Source organism: Allobosea sp. RCC_152_1 (assembly GCF_041360765.1).
Classification (GTDB): Bacteria; Pseudomonadota; Alphaproteobacteria; order Rhizobiales; family Beijerinckiaceae; genus Allobosea; species Allobosea spartocytisi.
The window spans coordinates 788,428-805,663 of sequence record NZ_JBFUPU010000002.1 but is presented as its reverse complement, the minus strand read 5'-3'; the positions used below and the strand labels follow the sequence as shown (position 1 = coordinate 805,663).

Below are 17,236 nucleotides of genomic sequence, written 5' to 3'. Positions count from 1 at the left end.
TCGCATGTTGAACTTTGCAAAAACGCCAGTCAAAGATGGAGTGTCGGGCTCCGGCGCCGCGGCCGGCCATCCCGGCGGTCGAGCATCAGGATAGCCCTTCGCCTGAGGCCGCCGCATGCCGAAGCAAGCGATCCCGCATCCGGTCCTTGCGACGCCCCGCCTGCGCCTGCGCCAGTTCCGCGCCGATGACGTGGATGCGATGCATGCCTGCTTCGCCGACCCCGAGGCGATGCGGTTCTGGAACCAGCCGACCTACACGAAGCGCATCGAAACCGAGCGCTCCGTGCGCAGCTTCGTCGATTGCACGCCGTCCTATTACCGGTTCTGGGCGGTTGCCGATGCCGGGACCGATCGCTGCCTGGGGCTCGTCAATTATCACGACGGGCATATCCGCAGCAGGCGGGCGAGCATCGGCTACATGATCGATCCCGCTCTCCACCGGCAGGGCATCGCGACGGAGGCGGTCACGGCGATGCTCGATTTCTGCTTCTCGGAGCTCGGTCTGCATCGCCTCCAGGCCTTCATCCATCCGGACAACCGCGCCTCGATCCGGCTGATCGAGAAGCTCGGGTTCCGCCGCGAGGGCCTGCTGCGCGACAATCTGCGCGTGGGGGAGGTCTGGCGGGACGATCTGCTCTATGCGCTGCTCGCGACGGAGTGGCGCGGCGCGGCCTGATGCCGGGCAGCATGCCGGGGCAGCGGTCCGGTCCTCACCGCGGCCAGCGATAGTCGTCGATGCGGCCCGGCACGGGCTCGGGCGCGATGCCCTGTCCGAAGACGCGCTCGAGCTGGTCGGCCGCATCGCCGCGACCGCGCGCTTCCGTGATCGAGGCGAGCAGCGGCTGTGCCGAGGGCGCCGCCTGTCCGGTTAGCGGCTGAATCGGCCCGGCCAGGGGGCGGGCCTGCAGGGCCTGCGGCAAGCCGATCGCCGGCAAGCCGGCGGCCATCTGGTCGATCAGGCGCTCGACACCGCCGGGCTGCAGCTCGGGCGCGGTCGGGGCGCCGGTGTCGGGCGCGACGGGCAGGGCGATCACATTGCTCTGCGGCGCCTGCTCGATGATCCGGCGGATGACGAGGTCAACGAAATGCGCGGCCTTGCGGGCGCCGGCCTTGGTGAAGTGCACGCCGTCGCCGAGTCGCAGGCGCGTCGGCTGGCCGGAGACGTCCGGGCCGGTCGCGGTATAGCGGTTCTCGGAATCGACGAAGCCGCCCCAGAGGTCGACATATTGGCCGCCGGCCTTCTCGGCCCGTTCGCGGTAAAGCTCGTTCAGCGTGACGAGATCGGCCGAGAGGCGGGCGTTCTGCACGGGCGGGACGCCGACCCAGATCAGCGGGATGCGCTTGGCCGCGAAGGCGGTGGCGAGCGCGTCGACGCGGTCGCGATAGAGCTCCAGCCAGCGCGGGCTCAGCGGCTCCTGCACGATGTCGCCTTCGCGGATCGGCTGCCGGTCGTTGAGCCCGACCATCATGACCGCGATGGTGATCTTCTGGTCGCTGGCGAGCAGATCCGTGACGGCCTTCTGCCAATCGTAGAAATCGGTGCGGACGAGGCCTGAATCCGGCTTCGTCCGGTGGGTGACCTCGACATCGGGGCGGTCGTTCAGCGCCTCGTCGAGGCCGTCGGCGAGCAGGTTGGCGAGGGAATCGCCCATCACCACGATGTGGTTGGTGACATCGACCTTCGGGATGACGGGATCGTCGCGAACGACGACGGGGGCCGCCGCCCTGCTGCGCCGAACGACCGGGGCCGGGCTGGGGCGCAGGCGCGGCTGCTGCGGCTGCACGGCCGGTCTGGCGGGCAATTGCCAGAAGAGCTGGAACAGGCTGCGCTGCTGTTGCGGCGGCTGCTGGGCAAGCGAAACGGGGCCGCCGGTCAGGAGGAGCAGGCAGGCGGAGCAGAGAACCATGACGAGCGAGCGCAGGCGCATCAGCCATCCGATCCAGCGGCTCGGGACAGGTTCAATATAGGGCCGGATGGGCCAAAAGTCAGCGGGAGCCGCGCATCCGGGTGAGCAGGGCCGGCGTCGGATAGCCGTCCGCGATCTCGCCGACGCTGATCTGGTAGCGCCGCACCGCCTCGCGCGTGCCGGTGCCGATGCGCCCGTCCGCGTCGTGGTCGTAGAGTCCCAGCGCCTTCAGGCGGCGCTGCACGTCCTTGGTGCCGGCCATGTCGAGGCGGGCGGCCTTGAGCGGCCAATCGGCCTGGATCGCCGCCCGGCCCATGATGCGGTCGCCGAGATGGCCGACGGCCAGCGCATAGGCGTCGGAGGAATTGTATTTCTTGATGACGTCGAAATTCGCGGTCAGCAGCAGCACCGGGCCGGTATGGCCGGCGGGGTAGAACAGGCGGCCCTCGCCGGAGGAGGGCAGGGCGCGGCCATCGGCCCGGCGCACGCCGGCGGAGCGGAAGGCGGCGAAACTCGCCTTGTCCAGGCGATGGTCGAAGCCGTCCGGCAGCGAAACCTCCATGCCCCAGGGCAGGCCGGGGACCCAGCCATAGCTCTTCAGGTAGTTGGCGGTGGAGGCGATGGCGTCGCTGGACGAGTTCCAGATGTCGGCATGGCCGTTGCCGGTCCAGTCGACGGCGTATTTCATGTAGCTCGACGGCATGAACTGGGTGTGGCCCATGGCGCCGGCCCAGGAGCCGCGCAATTCGTCGCGCTCGACATAGCCCTTCTGGATCAGCTCGAGCGCGGTCAGCAATTCGTCGCGGAAGAAGTCGCCGCGGTAGCGGATCGCGGCGAGCGTCGCCAGCGAGCGGATGACGTCCTTGCTGCCCTTGAAGGAGCCGAAATTGGTTTCCATGCCCCAGACGCCGAGCACGACCTCCTTCGGCACGCCGTAGCGGGCCTCGACCTGGGCCAGCACGGCCGCGTTCTCCGCCGCCACCGCCTGGCCGCGCTGGACGCGGCCGCCGCCGACGGCGTTGTTGAGATAGCTCCAGATCGGCGCGCTGAACTCGGACTGCTTCTTGGTCAGCGCGACAATCGAGGCGTCGGGCGTCACGCCGCGGAAGGCGAGATCGAAGGTCGTGCGCGAGATGCCGCGCGCCTGCGCCTGTGGCCAGAGCCGTTGCAGGAAGATGTCGAAGGAGGCGCTGGCGGGGCTTGCCTGCGCGCTGCCGGCCGGCGCGCGCGACACGTTGATCGAGCCCGTGGTCTGCGCGAGCGCCGGCGCCAGGCTCAGCAAGGCCGAAGCAGCGAGGACGGACAGGCGCATGGGGGCTCCCGACGGCTGAGGGATGAAAACACCTCCAGAGCGCCCGAACAAGATTAACCAAGCGTTAAATCGGGGAATACTGCGGCAAATTGCGCGCAATTTGACAAGCCGCGGCGATTGTCCGACCCTGATCGGATGCACAGCGCCTTTTCCTTCGCTCGCGGCCGGCATCGGTCGGGTAACGTCATCGCGGGCTTATAGCCCCGGGCCTGTCGCGCTTGGCGCCTCCGGTCCGGGGGCGCCTCCACTTGATCCCCATCTTCCAGCGACGGCGTTCGTCCGGGCCTGTTTCGCGCCTGGCCGCCTGCGCTGATTTCTCCGAGAGACAGACATGACCGACAAGACCAGGAAGGCGCCCGCGCGCCCTGCCATCACCGTGACCGCCGCCGACCATGCGATGCTCAGCCGCATCGCGGCGGGGGCCGCCAACACCATGCCGGAACTCGCCGCCGAGCTGACGCATGAGCTCGACCGCGCCCGCATCCTGCCGGAAGGCCGGGTCTCGGCCGAGCATGTGCATATCGGCAGCGAAGTCACCTATCGCGACGAGAGCACCGGGCGGGAGACCAAGGTCACGCTGGTCTGGCCTGAGCATGCGGATATCGAGAAGAACCGGATCTCGGTGATGACGCCGATCGGCGTCGCGCTGATCGGCATGGCTTCCGGCCGCTCGATCGACTGGACGACGCGCTCCGGCGATGTGAAGCGCCTGACCGTCGTGGCGGTCGGCCAGCCTGTCGGGGAAACGGCGGCGGCCTGAGGTCGGATGCGTGCTGCCTTCCCGGACACGCACCGTCATTCCGGGCGAAGGCCCGGAATCCATCACAGAGCGCGGTGCTTCTCGATGGATTCCGGATCGGCGCCGCTGACGCGGCTTGTCCGCAATGACGGTGGGTTTTCGGAAGACGGCGTGATGTGAAGTTCAGGCCGAGGCGTTCTTCATCCTGAGCTTCTCCTCCCAGGCGAGGGCCTGGCCGACGATCTCCTCCAGATCGTCATGCTGCGGCCGCCAGCCGAGTTCGGCCTGGATGCGGTCGGCGCGGGCGATGAGCGAGGCCGGGTCACCGGGCCGGCGCGCGGCGAGCGTCACCGGGAAGTCGATGCCGGAGACCTTCTTCACCACCTCGGTGACCTCCTTCACCGAATAGCCGCGGCCATAGCCGCAGTTCAGCGTCAGGCTCGTGCCGCCGTCGCGCAGATGGTCGAGCGCGGCGAGATGGGCGCGGGCGAGATCGGTGACATGGATGTAGTCGCGCACGCAGGTGCCGTCGGGCGTCGCGTAATCCGTGCCGAAGATGGTGAGCCCGTCGCGCTGGCCGAGCGCGGCCTGGCTCGCGACCTTGATCAGATGGGTGGCGTTGGGCGAGGACTGGCCGGAACGCCCCTTCGGGTCGGCGCCGGCGACGTTGAAATAGCGCAGGGCGATGTAGGAGAAGCCATGGGCCTTCGCGGCGTCCTGCAGCATCCATTCGCTCATCAGCTTGGAGCGGCCATAGGGGTTGATCGGGTTGAGCGCGATCTCCTCGGGCACGGGCGAGACGGCGGGCTCGCCATAGACCGCCGCCGTCGAGGAGAAGATCACGTGCTTGACGCCGCCGCGCACGGCGCTTTCAATCAATGCTCGGGTTTTGACAGTATTATTGAAATAATAACCAAGCGGATCACTCACCGATTCAGGAACAACGATTCGCGCCGCGAAATGCGCCAGCGCCGTTACGCCATGCTCGGCGATCAGCTTCTCGACCAGCTCCTGATCGCCGACATCCCCTTGAATGAAGGTCGCTTCGGGCGGAACGGCCCACCAGAAACCGGTCGAGAGATTGTCGAGAACCACGACCTTTTCGCCGCGATCGAGCAATTCCAGCACCATATGACTGCCGATGTAGCCGGCGCCGCCTGAGACCAATACCGCCATTGTCACTCTTGCCTCATCTTCGTCTGGAACTCTGCCTATCCGAAACCGGTTGACGGGTTCTCAAGGCCTGTCAGCTAATACGCTCCTGATGGCCGACGACAGTGACAGTTGTGCGGCCCACCCCATCAAAGCCTCGCTTCGGCAAAGGCACTCGCGTCAAGGACCCTTCATGACGAAACGCATCCGCAAGGCCGTTCTCCCTGTCGCTGGTCTCGGCACCCGCTTCCTGCCCGCCACCAAGGCGATCCCGAAGGAGATGCTGACCATCGTCGACCGTCCGGTCGTGCAGCATGTCGTCGATGAGGCGCGCGCCGCCGGCATCGAGCATTTCATCTTCGTCACCGGCCGCAACAAGGCGGTGATCGAGGATCATTTCGACATGGCCTACGAGCTGGACGATACCCTCGCCAAGCGCAACAAGACCAGGGAATTGGAGGCGCTGAAGCACGATCTGCCGGCAGCGGGCGCGACCAGCTTCACCCGCCAGCAGGCGCCGCTCGGCCTCGGCCACGCGGTCTGGTGCGCGCGCGAGATCGTCGGCGACGAGCCTTTCGCGCTGCTGCTGCCGGACATGCTGCACTACAGCGCGGGCAAGGGCTGCCTCGCCGAGATGATCGAGGCCTATGACCAGCATGGCGGCAACCACATCGCCGTCGCGCCGGTGCCGGACGATCAGACGCATCAATACGGCATCGTCGGCGTCGAGGACGCCAGGGCCAAAGTCTCGAAGATCACCGGCATGGTCGAGAAGCCGCCGAAGGGCACCGCTCCGTCCAACCTGCACATCACTGGCCGCTACATCCTGCAGCCGACGATCTTCAACCTGCTCGCCAACCAGGAGAAGGGTGCGGGCGGCGAGATCCAGCTCACCGATTCGATGATCGCGCTGTCGCATCAGGAGCCGTTCTTCGCGGTGCGCTTCGATGGCGAGATCTACGACACCGGCTCGAAGATCGGCTTCCTGACGGCGAATGTGGCCTATGCGCTCGACCGCGGCGATCTCGGCCCGCAACTGCGCGCGGAAATCGAGAAGCTGCTCGATCGCTGAAGCGGACAGGAAGAGCGTGGGTCATCCCGGGCGACCACAGGTCGACCCGGGAGCCATGTCGGACCGGTTCAGGCGGGGATTCCGGATCTCCGCTTCGCTCCGTCCGGGACGCCCCGCGTTTGATAGGCATGGGAAACCGCCTCCCGCAGTCGATTTGCCGGGTGGCCATTCCCTGGAAAATGCCGGATGAGGGGCCATGCAGGAGATGCCCCGTTGAGTGACCAGAGCCTCGTGTTCGATCGTGCGCTCGGCCGGTCGCGGCTGAAGCGCGCGCTTGCCGGTGACTACCCGGATTTCCTGCTGCAACGCGCGGCCGGCGATCTGGAGGAGCGGCTCGGCGCGGTGCTGCGCGAATTCGGGGTGGCGGTCGATCTCGGCACGCCGCTGCCGGTCGTCGCGCCGGTCCTTGCCGGCAAGGCGGGTCGGGTGTGGCGCATGGCGGAGGCGGACGGTGCGTCGGCCGATCTGGTCGGCGATCTCGAACGGCTGCCCTTCGCGGCCGGCTCGCTCGATCTGGCCGTCTCGCTGCTGGCGCTGCACGGCGTCAACGACCTGCCCGGCGCGCTCATCCAGATCAAGCGGGCGCTCAAGCCCGACGGGCTGTTCATGGCCTGCCTGCTCGGCGGGCGCTCCCTGCAGGAGCTCCGGCAGACGCTGCTCGAAGCCGAGAGCGAGACGACTGGCGGGGTCAGCCCGCGCGTCGCGCCCTTCGCCGATCTGCGCGACCTCGGCGGGCTCCTCCAGCGAGCCGGTTTCGCCCTGCCCGTCATCGACAGCGAGACCGTGACCGTGCGCTATCGCGACGCCTTCGGTCTCTTCCGCGATCTCAGGGCGATGGGCTGGGCCAACACCCTCGTCGCGCGCCGCAAGGCACCGCTGAAGCGGGAGACCTTGCTGCGGGCGGCGTCGCTCTATGCCGAGCGCTTCGCCGATGCCGATGGACGCCTGCCGGCGACCTTCGAGTTCGTGTGGCTCTCCGGCTGGGCGCCGCATGAGAGCCAGCAGAAGCCCTTGCGGCCGGGTTCGGCCAAGGTGCGGCTGGCCGATGCGCTCGGCGTGCCGGAGATCAAGACCGGCGAGAAGCCGGGAGGCGAAGGCTGATGGCCGAGCGTGCATCCCGCCTGACTCGCGGCGATTTCCGCATCTTCCGCGCCATTCCGACGCGCTGGCACGACAATGACGTCTATGGCCACGTCAACAACGTCGTCTATTACGGCTGGTTCGACACGGCGGTGAATGGCTGGCTGATCGAGAACGGCTTCCTCGATCCGGCGACGAGCGAGATCGTCGGGCTCGTGGTCGAGACCGGCTGCAGCTATTTCGAGAGCGTCGCCTTTCCCGAAACCGTCGAAGCGGGCATCGCGGTGGAACGGCTCGGCACCAGCTCCGTGACCTATCGCATCGGAATCTTCAGGCAGGGGAGCGAGCAGGCGGCGGCGCAAGGACGCTTCACCCATGTCTATGTCGCGCGGGCGAGCCAGAAGCCGGTGCCGATTCCGGCGCCGCTCAGGGCCGCGTTGACTGCCATCCAGAGCTGAAAACGGCGTCTCAGCCGCGAATGCGTTGTCTCGCACGTTAAGGCAGGCTATGCCCCTGCCAACCCCTTGCCGGACCGCCAGGAAGCCTGAGCCCGTGATTCCGAACGACATCAAGATCACCCCGCAACTCGTCGCCGAGCACGGCCTGAAGCCGGACGAGTACCAGCGCTTCCTGCATCTGATCGGCCGCGAGCCGACGATCACCGAGCTCGGCATCGTCTCGGCGATGTGGAACGAGCACTGCTCCTACAAATCCTCGAAGATCCATCTGAAGACGCTGCCGACCAAGGCGCCCTGGGTGATCCAGGGTCCCGGCGAGAATGCCGGCGTCATCGATATCGGCGAGGGCACGGCCATCGTCTTCAAGATGGAGAGCCACAACCACCCGTCCTTCATCGAGCCCTATCAGGGCGCGACGACGGGCGTCGGCGGCATCCTGCGCGACGTCTTCACCATGGGCGCGCGCCCGATCGCCGTCCTCGACGCGCTGCGCTTCGGCGATCCGGCGCATCCGAAGACCCGCCACCTCGTCTCCGGCGTCGTTGCCGGCATCGGCGGCTACGGCAATTCCTTCGGCGTGCCGAATGTCGGCGGCGCCACCGGCTTCCACACGCGCTATGACGGCAACATCCTCGTCAACGCCATGGCGGTCGGCATCGCCAAGGCCGACGAGATCTTCTACGCCAAGGCCTCCGGCGTCGGTAAGGCGATCGTCTATCTGGGATCCAAGACCGGCCGTGACGGCATCCATGGCGCGACCATGGCCTCGGCCGAATTCGACGACAAGTCGGAGGAGAAGCGCCCGACCGTGCAGGTCGGCGACCCCTTCGCCGAGAAGCTGCTGCTCGAAGCCTGCCTCGAGATCATGGCCGCCGGCCATGTCGACGCGATCCAGGACATGGGCGCTGCCGGCCTGACCTGCTCGGCCGTCGAGATGGGCGCCAAGGGCGATCTCGGCGTCGAGCTCGACCTCGACAAGGTGCCCTGCCGCGAGGAGGGCATGAGCGCCTATGAGATGATGCTCTCGGAGAGCCAGGAGCGCATGCTCATGGTGATCAAGCCGGGCCATGAGGAGGCCGCCGAGGCGATCTTCACCAAATGGGGGCTCGACTTCGCCGTCATCGGCCACACCACCGACACGCTGCGTTTCGTCGTGAAGCATCAGGGCGAGGTCATGGCCGACCTGCCGATCAAGGAGCTTGGCGACGAGGCCCCCGAATATGACCGGCCCTGGATCGAGACCCCGCCGCAGCAGCGCATCGCGCCGGAAAGCGTGACGCCGCCCTGCGGCAACGCCGAGGCGCTGAAGAGGCTGATCGGCTCGCCGGACCTGTCGTCGAAGCGCTGGATCTGGGAGCAGTACGACACGCTGATCCTCGGTAATTCGGTGGTGCGGCCCGGCGGTGATTCCGGCGTCATCCGCATCGAGGAGGGGCCGCGGGGCCTCGCCATGACGGCTGATGTCACGCCGCGCTATTGCGAGGCCGATCCCTTCGAGGGTGGCAAGCAGGCGGTGGCGGAAGCCTGGCGCAATCTCACCGCGGTGGGCGCGACGCCGCTCGCCATCACCGACAACCTCAACTTCGGCAATCCCGAGAAGCCGGAGGTCATGGGCCAGTTCGTCGGTTGCGTCCGCGGCATCGGCGAGGCCTGCAAGGCGCTCGATTTCCCGGTCGTCTCGGGCAATGTCTCGCTCTACAACGAGACCAACGGCGTCTCGATCCTGCCGACCCCGACCATTGGCGGCGTCGGCGTCATGGCCGATGTCACGAAGCACGCCACCATTGCCTTCAAGGGCGAGCGCGAGGCCATCATCCTGATCGGCGAGACCGCGGGCTGGCTCGGCCAGAGCTCTTATCTCGCGACCATCTGCGGCCGGGAGGAAGGCGCCCCGCCGCCTGTCGATCTCGCGATCGAGCGCCGCAACGGCGATTTCGTGCGCGGGCTGATCGCGTCGGGCACGGTCTCGACCTGCCATGATGTGTCGGATGGCGGGCTTGCGGTTGCGCTTGCCGAGATGGCGATGGCCAAGGGCGTCGGCGCGACCATCGAGACGCTGCCGGCCGGCTCGGCCCACGCCGCACTCTTCGGCGAGGATCAGGCGCGCTATGTCCTGACGGTCCCGGCTGCCGAGGCCGATGCGGTGATCGCGGCGGCGAAGGCGGCTGGCGTGCCGGCGCTTACCATCGGCAAGACGGGCGGCACGGCGCTCAGCCTTCCGGGCGAGCCGGCCCTGGCTGTCGCCGATCTGCGCAAGATCCATGAAGACTGGCTGCCGTCCTACATGGCCGGCAAAGCGGCCTGAGGAGGCAAGACCATGGCGATGGACGCGCACGAGATCGAGCGCATGATCAAGGCGGCGCTGCCGGATGCGGCGGTCGAGATCAAGGATCTGGCTGGGGACGGCGACCACTATGCCGCGACCGTCACCTCGGCGGCCTTCAAGGGCAAGACCCGGGTGCAGCAGCACCAGATGGTCTATGCCGCGCTGCAGGGGAATATGGGCGGCGTGCTGCACGCCCTTGCGCTGACGACGGCGGTGGCGGAATGAGCCGGCCGGCGCCGGGGGGGCTGCGCCTCGCGCCGTGGCGCGCCGGCCTGGCTGCCGCTGGGTTCTGCATCGCGCTGGGCGCTAGTCCGGTCATGGCCCAGATCATGCCGCCGGTGGAGGATCCGGCCGCGAATTCGCGTGCCTTGCTCGACAAGCTCCAGAGTGACGGCGGCGAGCCTTTCGTCGCCGAGGTGATGCGGCTTCTGAGGAAGAAGGGCGAGAACACCGAGCTCTCCACCAATCTCAGGCCGTTCAGCAAGAAGAAGCCCGACGTCCTCGGCCTCGCCTATGACCGGAACTTCAACGACCTGATCCGGGTGATGGTGTTCTACGCACAGTACGACGATAACCGCTATCCGTTCATGTACTTCCAGTTCACCTACAAGAAGATCAAAGAGGGCTGGGCGATGACCAATTTCCGCTTCGAGAACGAGGCGTCGCGCGCCTTCCCCGAGGGGTATGCCGCGCCCTGAGGGCCGATGAGCGGCCGGGGCTGGTGCGAGGTGCTCTGGAATCTGCTAACGCTCGCCCCGATATAAGGCGGACCGCACCAGCGAGCGCCATCAGATCGTCCGGCAGAAAGGCCGTTATCCCATGTCCGACATCAATGCCCGTATCGATGCCGAAGTGAAGAGCAACGACGTCGTGCTGTTCATGAAGGGCACGCCGCAATTCCCGATGTGCGGCTTCTCCGGCCAGGTCGTGCAGATCCTCGGCTATATCGGCGTGCCGTTCAAAGGCGTGAACGTGCTGGAGGATCAGGAGATCCGCGAGGGCATCAAGGCCTATTCGAACTGGCCGACGATCCCGCAGCTCTACGTCAAGGGCGAGTTCGTCGGCGGCTGCGACATCACCCGTGAGATGTTCCAGGCCGGCGAATTGCAGGCGCTCTTCGAGGAGAAGGGCATTTCGGTGAAGCAGGCGAGCTGAGGGCTCGCCGGTTTCCCAATCAGCTTTCTGACCTGACGGTGCTTCTCAGGCCGCCGCGCATTGCGGGTGCGGCTTGCGGACGCGTTCTGTCGATGCCGGGTGTTTCGCCAGCATGCGCTCCGGCCTGATCGGCCGGCGCGTGAAGTCGCCGCCGCAGTTCGGGCAGATGCCGGCGAAGCGCGTCTCGGCGCAATCGGTGCAAAAGGTGCATTCATAGGTGCAGATCAGGGCGTCGCGCGACTGGGGCGGCAGGTCCCGGTCGCAGCATTCGCAGTTCGGGCGCAGTTGCAGCATGGCGTCGTCTCCTTTTGCGGGTGGCGGAAGAATGACCGCAAACCGGGACGACGCCAGCGACTTCGCGTGATCCGACCGATCAATGGCGCGGATCGATTTTTCTCGACCTTGGAATTTTGCACTGTCATCCCGGGCGACCGCAGGGAGACCCGGGATGACGGCGTGTTTTTGGGAATGCCTGACTGCGCCGGCTATTTCACCAGCAGCCAGTCGTCGATCACCAGCGCGTCGAGCCCGCTCGTATAGAACATCAGGATGGCGTCCTCCGCCGTGTGCAGGATCGGCTTGCCCATGATGTTGAAGGAGGTGTTGAGGATCACCGGCACGCCCGTCAGTTCATGGAAGGCCGAGATCAGCGCGTGATAGCGCGGGTTGCGCTCGGCCTTGACGCTCTGGAGGCGGCCCGTCGCGTCCTCATGGACCACGGCCGGGACGCGGTCACGCACCGTCTCCTTCCAGGTGAGGGTGCGCTCCATATAGGGTGCGTCCTGGTAGTTCTCGAACCAGTCGGCGGCGTGCTCGGCCAGGATCGAGGGGGCGAAGGGGCGGAAGGCCTCGCGGTACTTCACCTTGGCGTTGAGGATGTCCTTGGCGTCGGCCGGGCGCGGATCGGCGATAATCGAGCGGTTGCCCAGCGCGCGCGGGCCGAACTCGGCGCGGCCCTGCACCCAGCCGATCAATTTGCCCTCGGTGAGCAGTTTGGCGGTGACCGGCGCGATCTCGTCGGCGCTGAGCTTGCGCAGGCGCGGCTCCCAAGCCTGCATGCGTTTGAAGGGCTCGGTCGAGACCGTCGAACCGAGATAGGGCGAAAGCGGCCCCTTCGGCGCGCGCCAATCCGGGTTCGCCTCTGCGTGGCTGAGCCACGCCGCGCCGATCGCATTGCCGTCATCGGCGGGCGCCGAGGGAACGAAGACCGTCCGGAAGCCATGCCGGCCAACGATCTTGCCGTTGAAGGAGGAGTTCAGCGCGCAGCCGCCGGCCATGACGAGGTTTTCGCTTGGGACCAGAGCGGCGGTCTCGGCGAGCAGCGCCTCCATCATCTCGGCGAAGACATCCTGCCCGCAGCGGGCGAGGTCGGCCCAGCCCTTGTCGAGCGCGTCGGCCGGGCGGCGGGCGAGGATTTCGGCGGCAACCGCCTGCACGATATCCGCCTTGGCGAAGGAGAGCTTGTGGCCCTCGATCGCATAGAGCCTGCGCAATAGCGCCATCAATTCCGGATCGGTCTTGCCATAGGGGGCGAGCCCCATGATCTTCCATTCCTCGCCCTTGGCCTGGTCGAAGCCGGCGAGGTCGGTGACGAGGCCGAAATAGAAGCCGATCGATTCCCGGCCGCGATGGCGCTTCACCTCGCGCAGCTTGCCGTTCTCCAGTGCGAAGATGGCCGAGGCGCCGGTCTCGCCCATGCCGTCGACGACGAGGCAGGCGGCGTTGTCGAAGGGCGAGGACCAGCAGGCATAGGCTGCGTGGCTGAGATGGTGGCCGTAGCGCTTCAAGCCAGTGACATTGGCCTTGCCATAGGCGCGGTCGAGGCCGAGCAGCACGCCCATGCCGGCGCGCTGTTGGGCGTGGTGGAGCGAGGCGATGAGCGCGCGCTCGGTGCGTTCCGGCACGAGCGAGCGGTTGAGCTCGGGCGAGAGTTTGAGCAGCGCCTCGAGGCTGAGGGAGCCGGCGCGCGCCATCTGGTCGAGGAAGCCGGTGAAGTCCTCGCCCCAGCTCGTGGCGATCGCGACCTCGGCGCCGTCCGGGATGTAGCGCTTCAGCAGCCCTTCCATGCGCGGGGCCGAATCCGGCTCGCAGTTCGGCGCGCGCTTGTATTGCAGATAGCGCTCGGTCGCCTCGGCGAAGAGAACCTCGCCATCCGGGCCGATGATCGCGAGGGCGGGGTCGTGGAAGGTGGTGGCGAGGCCGATCGTGTAGCGCATGGACATGCCTTTACCCGTGCCGGGGCGCCGCGCCAATCCGAATGGCACGGGCCGCCGCTGCGCGCGGGGGAGGGTTGCTATTTATCCTTGAAGGCGATGCTCGCCGCCGTCTGGTCGATGGCGGGCTGGAGCTGCGGCATCTCGCTTTCGTCGGCCATGACGATCAGCCGCACGAAGCGGCTATCCGGTCCGATCGCCAGATACTGGGCAAAGCCCTTGTTGGCGCCATTCGGGTGCTTGAACGAGCCCGTGAGCAGCATGCCGTCCTGGCCGGCGAAGGGCACGCGCTTGCGCTCGGCGACCGTGGCGTTTTCCAGATTATGCGTGCCCTTGAGCAGGCTTTCGGAAAGGGCGTCCTCCTGGCCGGGCTTGACCGGCCCGGTGGGCTGGTAGGCGACGACCAGCAATGGCTGCGTGCCGGAAGGATCGGTGTTCTTGTCGCCGACCGTCATCAGCAGGCCGGAGCCGCCGATGCTGTCGATCACGCGGAAGGGCGCGGCCGCCTTGATGGCGAAGGGCAGGGCGGCGAGCTTCTCGTCGAGCGACGGCTCCTTGCCGAGCGAGACCGAGGCGATCATCGCCTTGATCTGCGCCGGGGCGAGCTTGGCCTTCTGCGGTGCCTGCACCGTCAGCATCACGGTCTTCTCGCCCTTGAGCAGGACGATCCATTTGTCGAAGGTGTCGCCGGTCGGTGCGATCTGCGAGCCCGTCAGCAAGGGCACCTTGTCGCCGCCGACAGCGATCTGTTCCACCGATTTGATCGTGATGTTCTGGCGGGCGAAGTTCGCCTTGGCCACATCGGCATTGCCGAACAAGGTGGAGAGCTGCGCATGGGCCTCGGGCGGCAGCTCGACGATCAGCACGCTCGCCTGGTTCGCCTTGTTCACCAGACCGGAGAAGCCGGTGGCCGGCTCGAAGCCCTTCGGTGCGGCGAGCGAGACGCTGGTGCCGGGGATCGGCTTGCGCTCCTGCGCGACGGCCGGCGCCAGCGCCAGCCAGGCGATGCAGGCGAGCGCGACGGCACCGGACTTGCCGAGCCGGGACTTGCCAAGCCGGGACTTGCCGGATCCGGAGCTGCCGAATCGGCTCGCGCCGCTGCGTGGATGGGTCATGGCTCGTCCTTCCGGTCTTCGATGTCGTCCGCAACAGAACGCCGCAATGCGACAAGAGTTCGTCATGCCGCCGGCTATGCGGTCCATCCGGTCTTTGGTCAGGTGGAATTCGGTCAGGGACGGCCGGTGGCCGCAGCCATCAGCGCCTTCGAATCGGCGCTCGCCCAATCGGCCGGGCCCTGGATGATGCCGAGCTCGCAGCCCGTCTTGTCGACGATGATGCTGACCGGCATGCCCTCGACCTTATGCGCCTTGCGCAGCGCCTGGAAGGTCGAAGCCTGCGGGTCGCCGTAGAAGGGCAGGGTGGTGACCTTGTTCTCGGCCAGCCAGGCCTTCGGCTTGTCGAGGTTGCGCGTGTCGATATTGATGGCGACGACCGCGAAATCGGGGCCGCCCATCTCGCGCTCCAGCACGTCGAGCGCCGGCATTTCCTTCAGGCAGGGCGCGCACCAGGTCGCCCAGAGATTGACCAGCACGGTCTTGCCCTTGAAGTCGGCGAGCGTCAGCGGCTTGCCGTCCGGCCCGCTGAAGGCGAGCTCGGGCGCCGGCTCGGGCCGGGGGCGGATCTCGACCGCCGCGACCTCGCCCTTCGCCAGCGGCGCCATGCGCGCTGCGGTCTTGGCGGCCGCGCTGCATGATCCGTTGCCGGCATCGCCCAGCCCGGAGTAGAAGGCTGCCACGCCAGCGAGGCCGAGCGCCGCCACGACCCCGAGGGCCAGTCCGATCTTCGTTCCTGACGTCATCGTGCGTCCTCAAAAGCAGGAAAGACCGCCGTGAGCAACCGCATGTGGGGTGGGCGTTTCGCCACAGGTCCCGACGCCATCATGGAGGAGATCAACGCCTCCATCGATTTCGACAAGAGGCTCTGGCGCCAGGACATCCGCGGTTCGCTGGCGCATGCCGCCATGCTGGCCGAAACCGGCATCCTGACCAAGGAAGACGTCGCGACGATCACCGCCGGCCTCAAGCAGGTCGAAGGCGAGATCGAGAGCGGCGCCTTCACGTTTTCGCGTGCGCTCGAAGACGTCCACATGAACGTCGAGTCGAACCTCAAGGACAAGATCGGCCTGGCCGCCGGCCGGCTGCACACCGCCCGCTCGCGCAACGACCAGGTCGCGACCGACATGCGGCTGTGGGTGCGCGACACGCTCGACGAGCTCGACGGGCAGATGGCCGACCTCCAGCGCGCGCTGGCCGAAAAGGCCGATACCTATGCCGGCGCGGTGATGCCGGGCTTCACCCATCTGCAATCGGCGCAGCCGGTCACCTTCGGTCATCATCTGCTCGCCTATGTCGAGATGCTCGGCCGCGATCGCGGCCGGGTGCGCGATGCGCGTGCCCGCCTCAACGAATGCCCGCTGGGCGCGGCCGCGCTCGCCGGCACCTCTTTCCCGATCGACCGGCACATGACGGCGAAGGCGCTCGGCTTCGACCGGCCGACGGCGAACTCGCTCGATTCGGTCTCGGATCGCGATTTCGCGCTGGAGACGCTGTCGACGGCCTCGATCTGCGCCATGCATCTCTCGCGTCTGGCCGAGGAGATTGTGCTCTGGGCGACGCCGCAATTCGGCTTCGTCAGGCTCTCCGACGCCTTCTCGACGGGCTCCTCGATCATGCCGCAGAAGCGCAACCCCGACGCGGCCGAGCTGGTGCGCGGCAAGGCGGGGCGCGTCTTCGGCGCGCTGCAGGCGCTGCTGACAATGATGAAGGGCCTGCCGCTGAGCTATTCCAAGGACATGCAGGAGGACAAGGAAGGCACGTTCGACGCCCTCCAGACGCTCTCGCTGTGCCTCGCCGCCATGGCCGGCATGGTCCGGGACATGCAGCCCGACCTCAAGGCGATGAAGAAGGCGGCGGGCGCCGGCTATGCCACGGCGACCGACCTCGCCGACTGGCTGGTGCGCGTGCTGAAGATGCCGTTCCGCGACGCTCATCACGTCACCGGCCGGCTCGTCGGCATCGCCTCGGAGAAGAAGGTCGGGCTGGAGAAGCTGACGCTCGCCGAGATGCAGGCGGTCGAGCCGCAGATCACCGAGGCCGTCTTCGCCGTGCTCGGCGTCGACCAGTCGGTGAGGAGCCGCGTCAGCTATGGCGGCACGGCCCCGGCCAATGTCCGCAAGCAGGCCAGGCGCTGGCTGAAGCAGCTCGCGAAAGGCTAGTCGGACGGCGAAACGCCACGTCATCCCGGGCTTGACCCGGGATCCATCGACGGGCGTTGGTGCTCTACGATGGATTCCGGATCTCCGCTTCGCGGCGTCCGGAATGGCGGCGAAGGATTGTCGCAACCGCTCGCGCTTCGCCGCATCCTCCGCTACTGTCCCGCCACGTTTCGTTCGAGGGTTCGTCTTCGTGCTTCCATCCCGTCTGAATCTTGCCCGCCTGAAATTCGGCCGCACCCTCCTGGTCGTCGGCCTCCTTGGCGTGGCGCTCGCCGCCTGCGGGCGCAAGGGGCCGCTCGAAGCGCCGCCGAACGTCTCCGGCGCCGTCGACCTGCCGGACAACCAGATCGGCGCGCAGTCGAACGACGTGTCGGATTACGGTTCGGCCTCGGTGCTGGCCAAGCCGGCCAAGGCGAACCGGGCGATCACCGTGCCGGAAAAACCGTTCCTGCTCGATCCGCTGATGTGAGCGGCGGCGCCCTCATCAGCTTGCCGCGAAGTCATCCCGGCCAAGCGTAGCGCAGAGCCGGGATCCATGCCTGAGCCTC

Annotated in this window: 18 protein-coding genes; 11 read left to right on the top strand and 7 right to left on the bottom strand. The window is 67.2% G+C overall.

Annotated features, from left to right (window positions below; translation table 11 throughout):
- Positions 1-115: 115 nt before the first annotated feature.
- Complete coding sequence (locus AB6806_RS10280; protein WP_142022025.1) at positions 116-676, top strand: GNAT family N-acetyltransferase; 561 nt, start codon at positions 116-118, stop codon at positions 674-676.
- A gap of 34 nt (positions 677-710) precedes the next feature.
- On the opposite strand, the gene AB6806_RS10275 is transcribed toward AB6806_RS10280, so the two are convergent.
- Positions 711-1,928 (bottom strand): SGNH/GDSL hydrolase family protein, encoded by a 1,218-nt coding sequence (locus tag AB6806_RS10275; RefSeq protein WP_113254911.1) that lies wholly within the window; start codon positions 1,926-1,928, stop codon positions 711-713.
- 58 nt (positions 1,929-1,986) lie between these two features.
- Complete coding sequence (locus AB6806_RS10270; protein WP_081925441.1) at positions 1,987-3,219, bottom strand: lytic murein transglycosylase; 1,233 nt, start codon at positions 3,217-3,219, stop codon at positions 1,987-1,989.
- A 331-nt stretch (positions 3,220-3,550) separates the two neighbouring features.
- Here AB6806_RS10270 and rnk point away from each other — a divergent pair, with 331 nt between their 5' ends.
- Positions 3,551-3,979 carry a nucleoside diphosphate kinase regulator gene (rnk, locus tag AB6806_RS10265; protein WP_142022024.1) on the top strand — a complete coding sequence of 143 codons (429 nt, stop codon included), beginning with the start codon at positions 3,551-3,553 and terminating at the stop codon, positions 3,977-3,979.
- A 162-nt stretch (positions 3,980-4,141) separates the two neighbouring features.
- Here rnk and galE read toward each other — a convergent pair whose 3' ends face one another.
- On the bottom strand, positions 4,142-5,134 hold the full coding sequence (galE, locus tag AB6806_RS10260) for a UDP-glucose 4-epimerase GalE (protein ID WP_113254908.1): 993 nt from the start codon (positions 5,132-5,134) through the stop codon (positions 4,142-4,144).
- A gap of 169 nt (positions 5,135-5,303) precedes the next feature.
- Here galE and galU point away from each other — a divergent pair, with 169 nt between their 5' ends.
- The 7 genes from galU to grxD all read left to right on the top strand — a co-directional run bounded on the left by galU (position 5,304) and on the right by grxD (position 11,201).
- The gene (gene galU / locus AB6806_RS10255) at positions 5,304-6,182 is read left to right on the top strand and encodes a UTP--glucose-1-phosphate uridylyltransferase GalU (protein ID WP_112765230.1); all 879 of its coding nucleotides are present in this window, start codon (positions 5,304-5,306) and stop codon (positions 6,180-6,182) included.
- A 213-nt stretch (positions 6,183-6,395) separates the two neighbouring features.
- Positions 6,396-7,283 carry a methyltransferase domain-containing protein gene (locus tag AB6806_RS10250; protein ID WP_142022023.1) on the top strand — a complete coding sequence of 296 codons (888 nt, stop codon included), beginning with the start codon at positions 6,396-6,398 and terminating at the stop codon, positions 7,281-7,283.
- Complete coding sequence (locus AB6806_RS10245) at positions 7,283-7,720, top strand: acyl-CoA thioesterase (protein WP_142022022.1); 438 nt, start codon at positions 7,283-7,285, stop codon at positions 7,718-7,720. Before AB6806_RS10250 ends, AB6806_RS10245 begins: the two co-directional genes overlap by 1 nt.
- Positions 7,721-7,814: 94 nt before the next feature.
- A complete protein-coding gene (purL, locus tag AB6806_RS10240) occupies positions 7,815-10,025 on the top strand; it encodes a phosphoribosylformylglycinamidine synthase subunit PurL (RefSeq protein ID WP_142022021.1) in 2,211 nt (736 codons plus the stop codon).
- Between the two features lie 12 nt (positions 10,026-10,037).
- Positions 10,038-10,271, top strand: coding sequence for a BolA/IbaG family iron-sulfur metabolism protein (locus AB6806_RS10235; protein ID WP_038363838.1), 234 nt, complete (start codon positions 10,038-10,040; stop codon positions 10,269-10,271).
- A complete protein-coding gene (locus AB6806_RS10230) occupies positions 10,268-10,744 on the top strand; it encodes a hypothetical protein (RefSeq protein WP_142022020.1) in 477 nt (158 codons plus the stop codon). The genes AB6806_RS10235 and AB6806_RS10230 overlap by 4 nt, the downstream gene beginning before the upstream one ends.
- A 121-nt stretch (positions 10,745-10,865) precedes the next feature.
- Positions 10,866-11,201, top strand: a complete 336-nt coding sequence (grxD, locus tag AB6806_RS10225; RefSeq protein ID WP_112765233.1) for a Grx4 family monothiol glutaredoxin — start codon at positions 10,866-10,868, stop codon at positions 11,199-11,201.
- 45 nt (positions 11,202-11,246) lie between these two features.
- Here the strand turns inward: grxD and AB6806_RS10220 are convergent, their stop codons facing one another.
- From AB6806_RS10220 to tlpA, 4 genes are all read right to left on the bottom strand, one after another.
- Entirely contained in the window at positions 11,247-11,495 is a 249-nt protein-coding gene (locus AB6806_RS10220; RefSeq protein WP_142022019.1) for a DUF1272 domain-containing protein, read from the bottom strand.
- A 191-nt stretch (positions 11,496-11,686) separates the two neighbouring features.
- The gene (locus tag AB6806_RS10215) at positions 11,687-13,417 is read right to left on the bottom strand and encodes a carbamoyltransferase family protein (RefSeq protein WP_370954658.1); all 1,731 of its coding nucleotides are present in this window, start codon (positions 13,415-13,417) and stop codon (positions 11,687-11,689) included.
- Between the two features lie 77 nt (positions 13,418-13,494).
- Positions 13,495-14,529 carry a hypothetical protein gene (locus AB6806_RS10210; RefSeq protein WP_370954551.1) on the bottom strand — a complete coding sequence of 345 codons (1,035 nt, stop codon included), beginning with the start codon at positions 14,527-14,529 and terminating at the stop codon, positions 13,495-13,497.
- A 113-nt stretch (positions 14,530-14,642) separates the two neighbouring features.
- Complete coding sequence (tlpA, locus tag AB6806_RS10205; protein ID WP_112765236.1) at positions 14,643-15,272, bottom strand: thiol:disulfide interchange protein TlpA; 630 nt, start codon at positions 15,270-15,272, stop codon at positions 14,643-14,645.
- 30 nt (positions 15,273-15,302) lie between these two features.
- Between tlpA and argH the strand changes: the two genes are divergently transcribed.
- Together argH and lptM are read left to right on the top strand one after the other, a co-directional pair.
- Positions 15,303-16,688, top strand: a complete 1,386-nt coding sequence (gene argH, locus AB6806_RS10200; RefSeq protein ID WP_370954550.1) for an argininosuccinate lyase — start codon at positions 15,303-15,305, stop codon at positions 16,686-16,688.
- Positions 16,689-16,878: 190 nt separating this feature from the next.
- A complete protein-coding gene (lptM, locus tag AB6806_RS10195) occupies positions 16,879-17,157 on the top strand; it encodes an LPS translocon maturation chaperone LptM (protein ID WP_133564704.1) in 279 nt (92 codons plus the stop codon).
- Positions 17,158-17,236: the final 79 nt, after the last annotated feature.

Bases quoted from the DNA above. Each gene is read 5' to 3' on its own strand.
- AB6806_RS10280 (WP_142022025.1), top strand. From the start codon at position 116: ATGCCGAAGCAAGCGATCCCGCATCCGGTCCTTGCGACGCCCCGCCTG.
- AB6806_RS10275 (WP_113254911.1), bottom strand. From the start codon at position 1,928: ATGCGCCTGCGCTCGCTCGTCATGGTTCTCTGCTCCGCCTGCCTGCTC.
- AB6806_RS10270 (WP_081925441.1), bottom strand. From the start codon at position 3,219: ATGCGCCTGTCCGTCCTCGCTGCTTCGGCCTTGCTGAGCCTGGCGCCG.
- rnk (WP_142022024.1), top strand. From the start codon at position 3,551: ATGACCGACAAGACCAGGAAGGCGCCCGCGCGCCCTGCCATCACCGTG.
- galE (WP_113254908.1), bottom strand. From the start codon at position 5,134: ATGGCGGTATTGGTCTCAGGCGGCGCCGGCTACATCGGCAGTCATATG.
- galU (WP_112765230.1), top strand. From the start codon at position 5,304: ATGACGAAACGCATCCGCAAGGCCGTTCTCCCTGTCGCTGGTCTCGGC.
- AB6806_RS10245 (WP_142022022.1), top strand. From the start codon at position 7,283: ATGGCCGAGCGTGCATCCCGCCTGACTCGCGGCGATTTCCGCATCTTC.
- AB6806_RS10235 (WP_038363838.1), top strand. From the start codon at position 10,038: ATGGCGATGGACGCGCACGAGATCGAGCGCATGATCAAGGCGGCGCTG.
- AB6806_RS10230 (WP_142022020.1), top strand. From the start codon at position 10,268: ATGAGCCGGCCGGCGCCGGGGGGGCTGCGCCTCGCGCCGTGGCGCGCC.
- grxD (WP_112765233.1), top strand. From the start codon at position 10,866: ATGTCCGACATCAATGCCCGTATCGATGCCGAAGTGAAGAGCAACGAC.
- AB6806_RS10220 (WP_142022019.1), bottom strand. From the start codon at position 11,495: ATGCTGCAACTGCGCCCGAACTGCGAATGCTGCGACCGGGACCTGCCG.
- AB6806_RS10215 (WP_370954658.1), bottom strand. From the start codon at position 13,417: ATGCGCTACACGATCGGCCTCGCCACCACCTTCCACGACCCCGCCCTC.
- AB6806_RS10210 (WP_370954551.1), bottom strand. From the start codon at position 14,529: ATGACCCATCCACGCAGCGGCGCGAGCCGATTCGGCAGCTCCGGATCC.
- tlpA (WP_112765236.1), bottom strand. From the start codon at position 15,272: ATGACGTCAGGAACGAAGATCGGACTGGCCCTCGGGGTCGTGGCGGCG.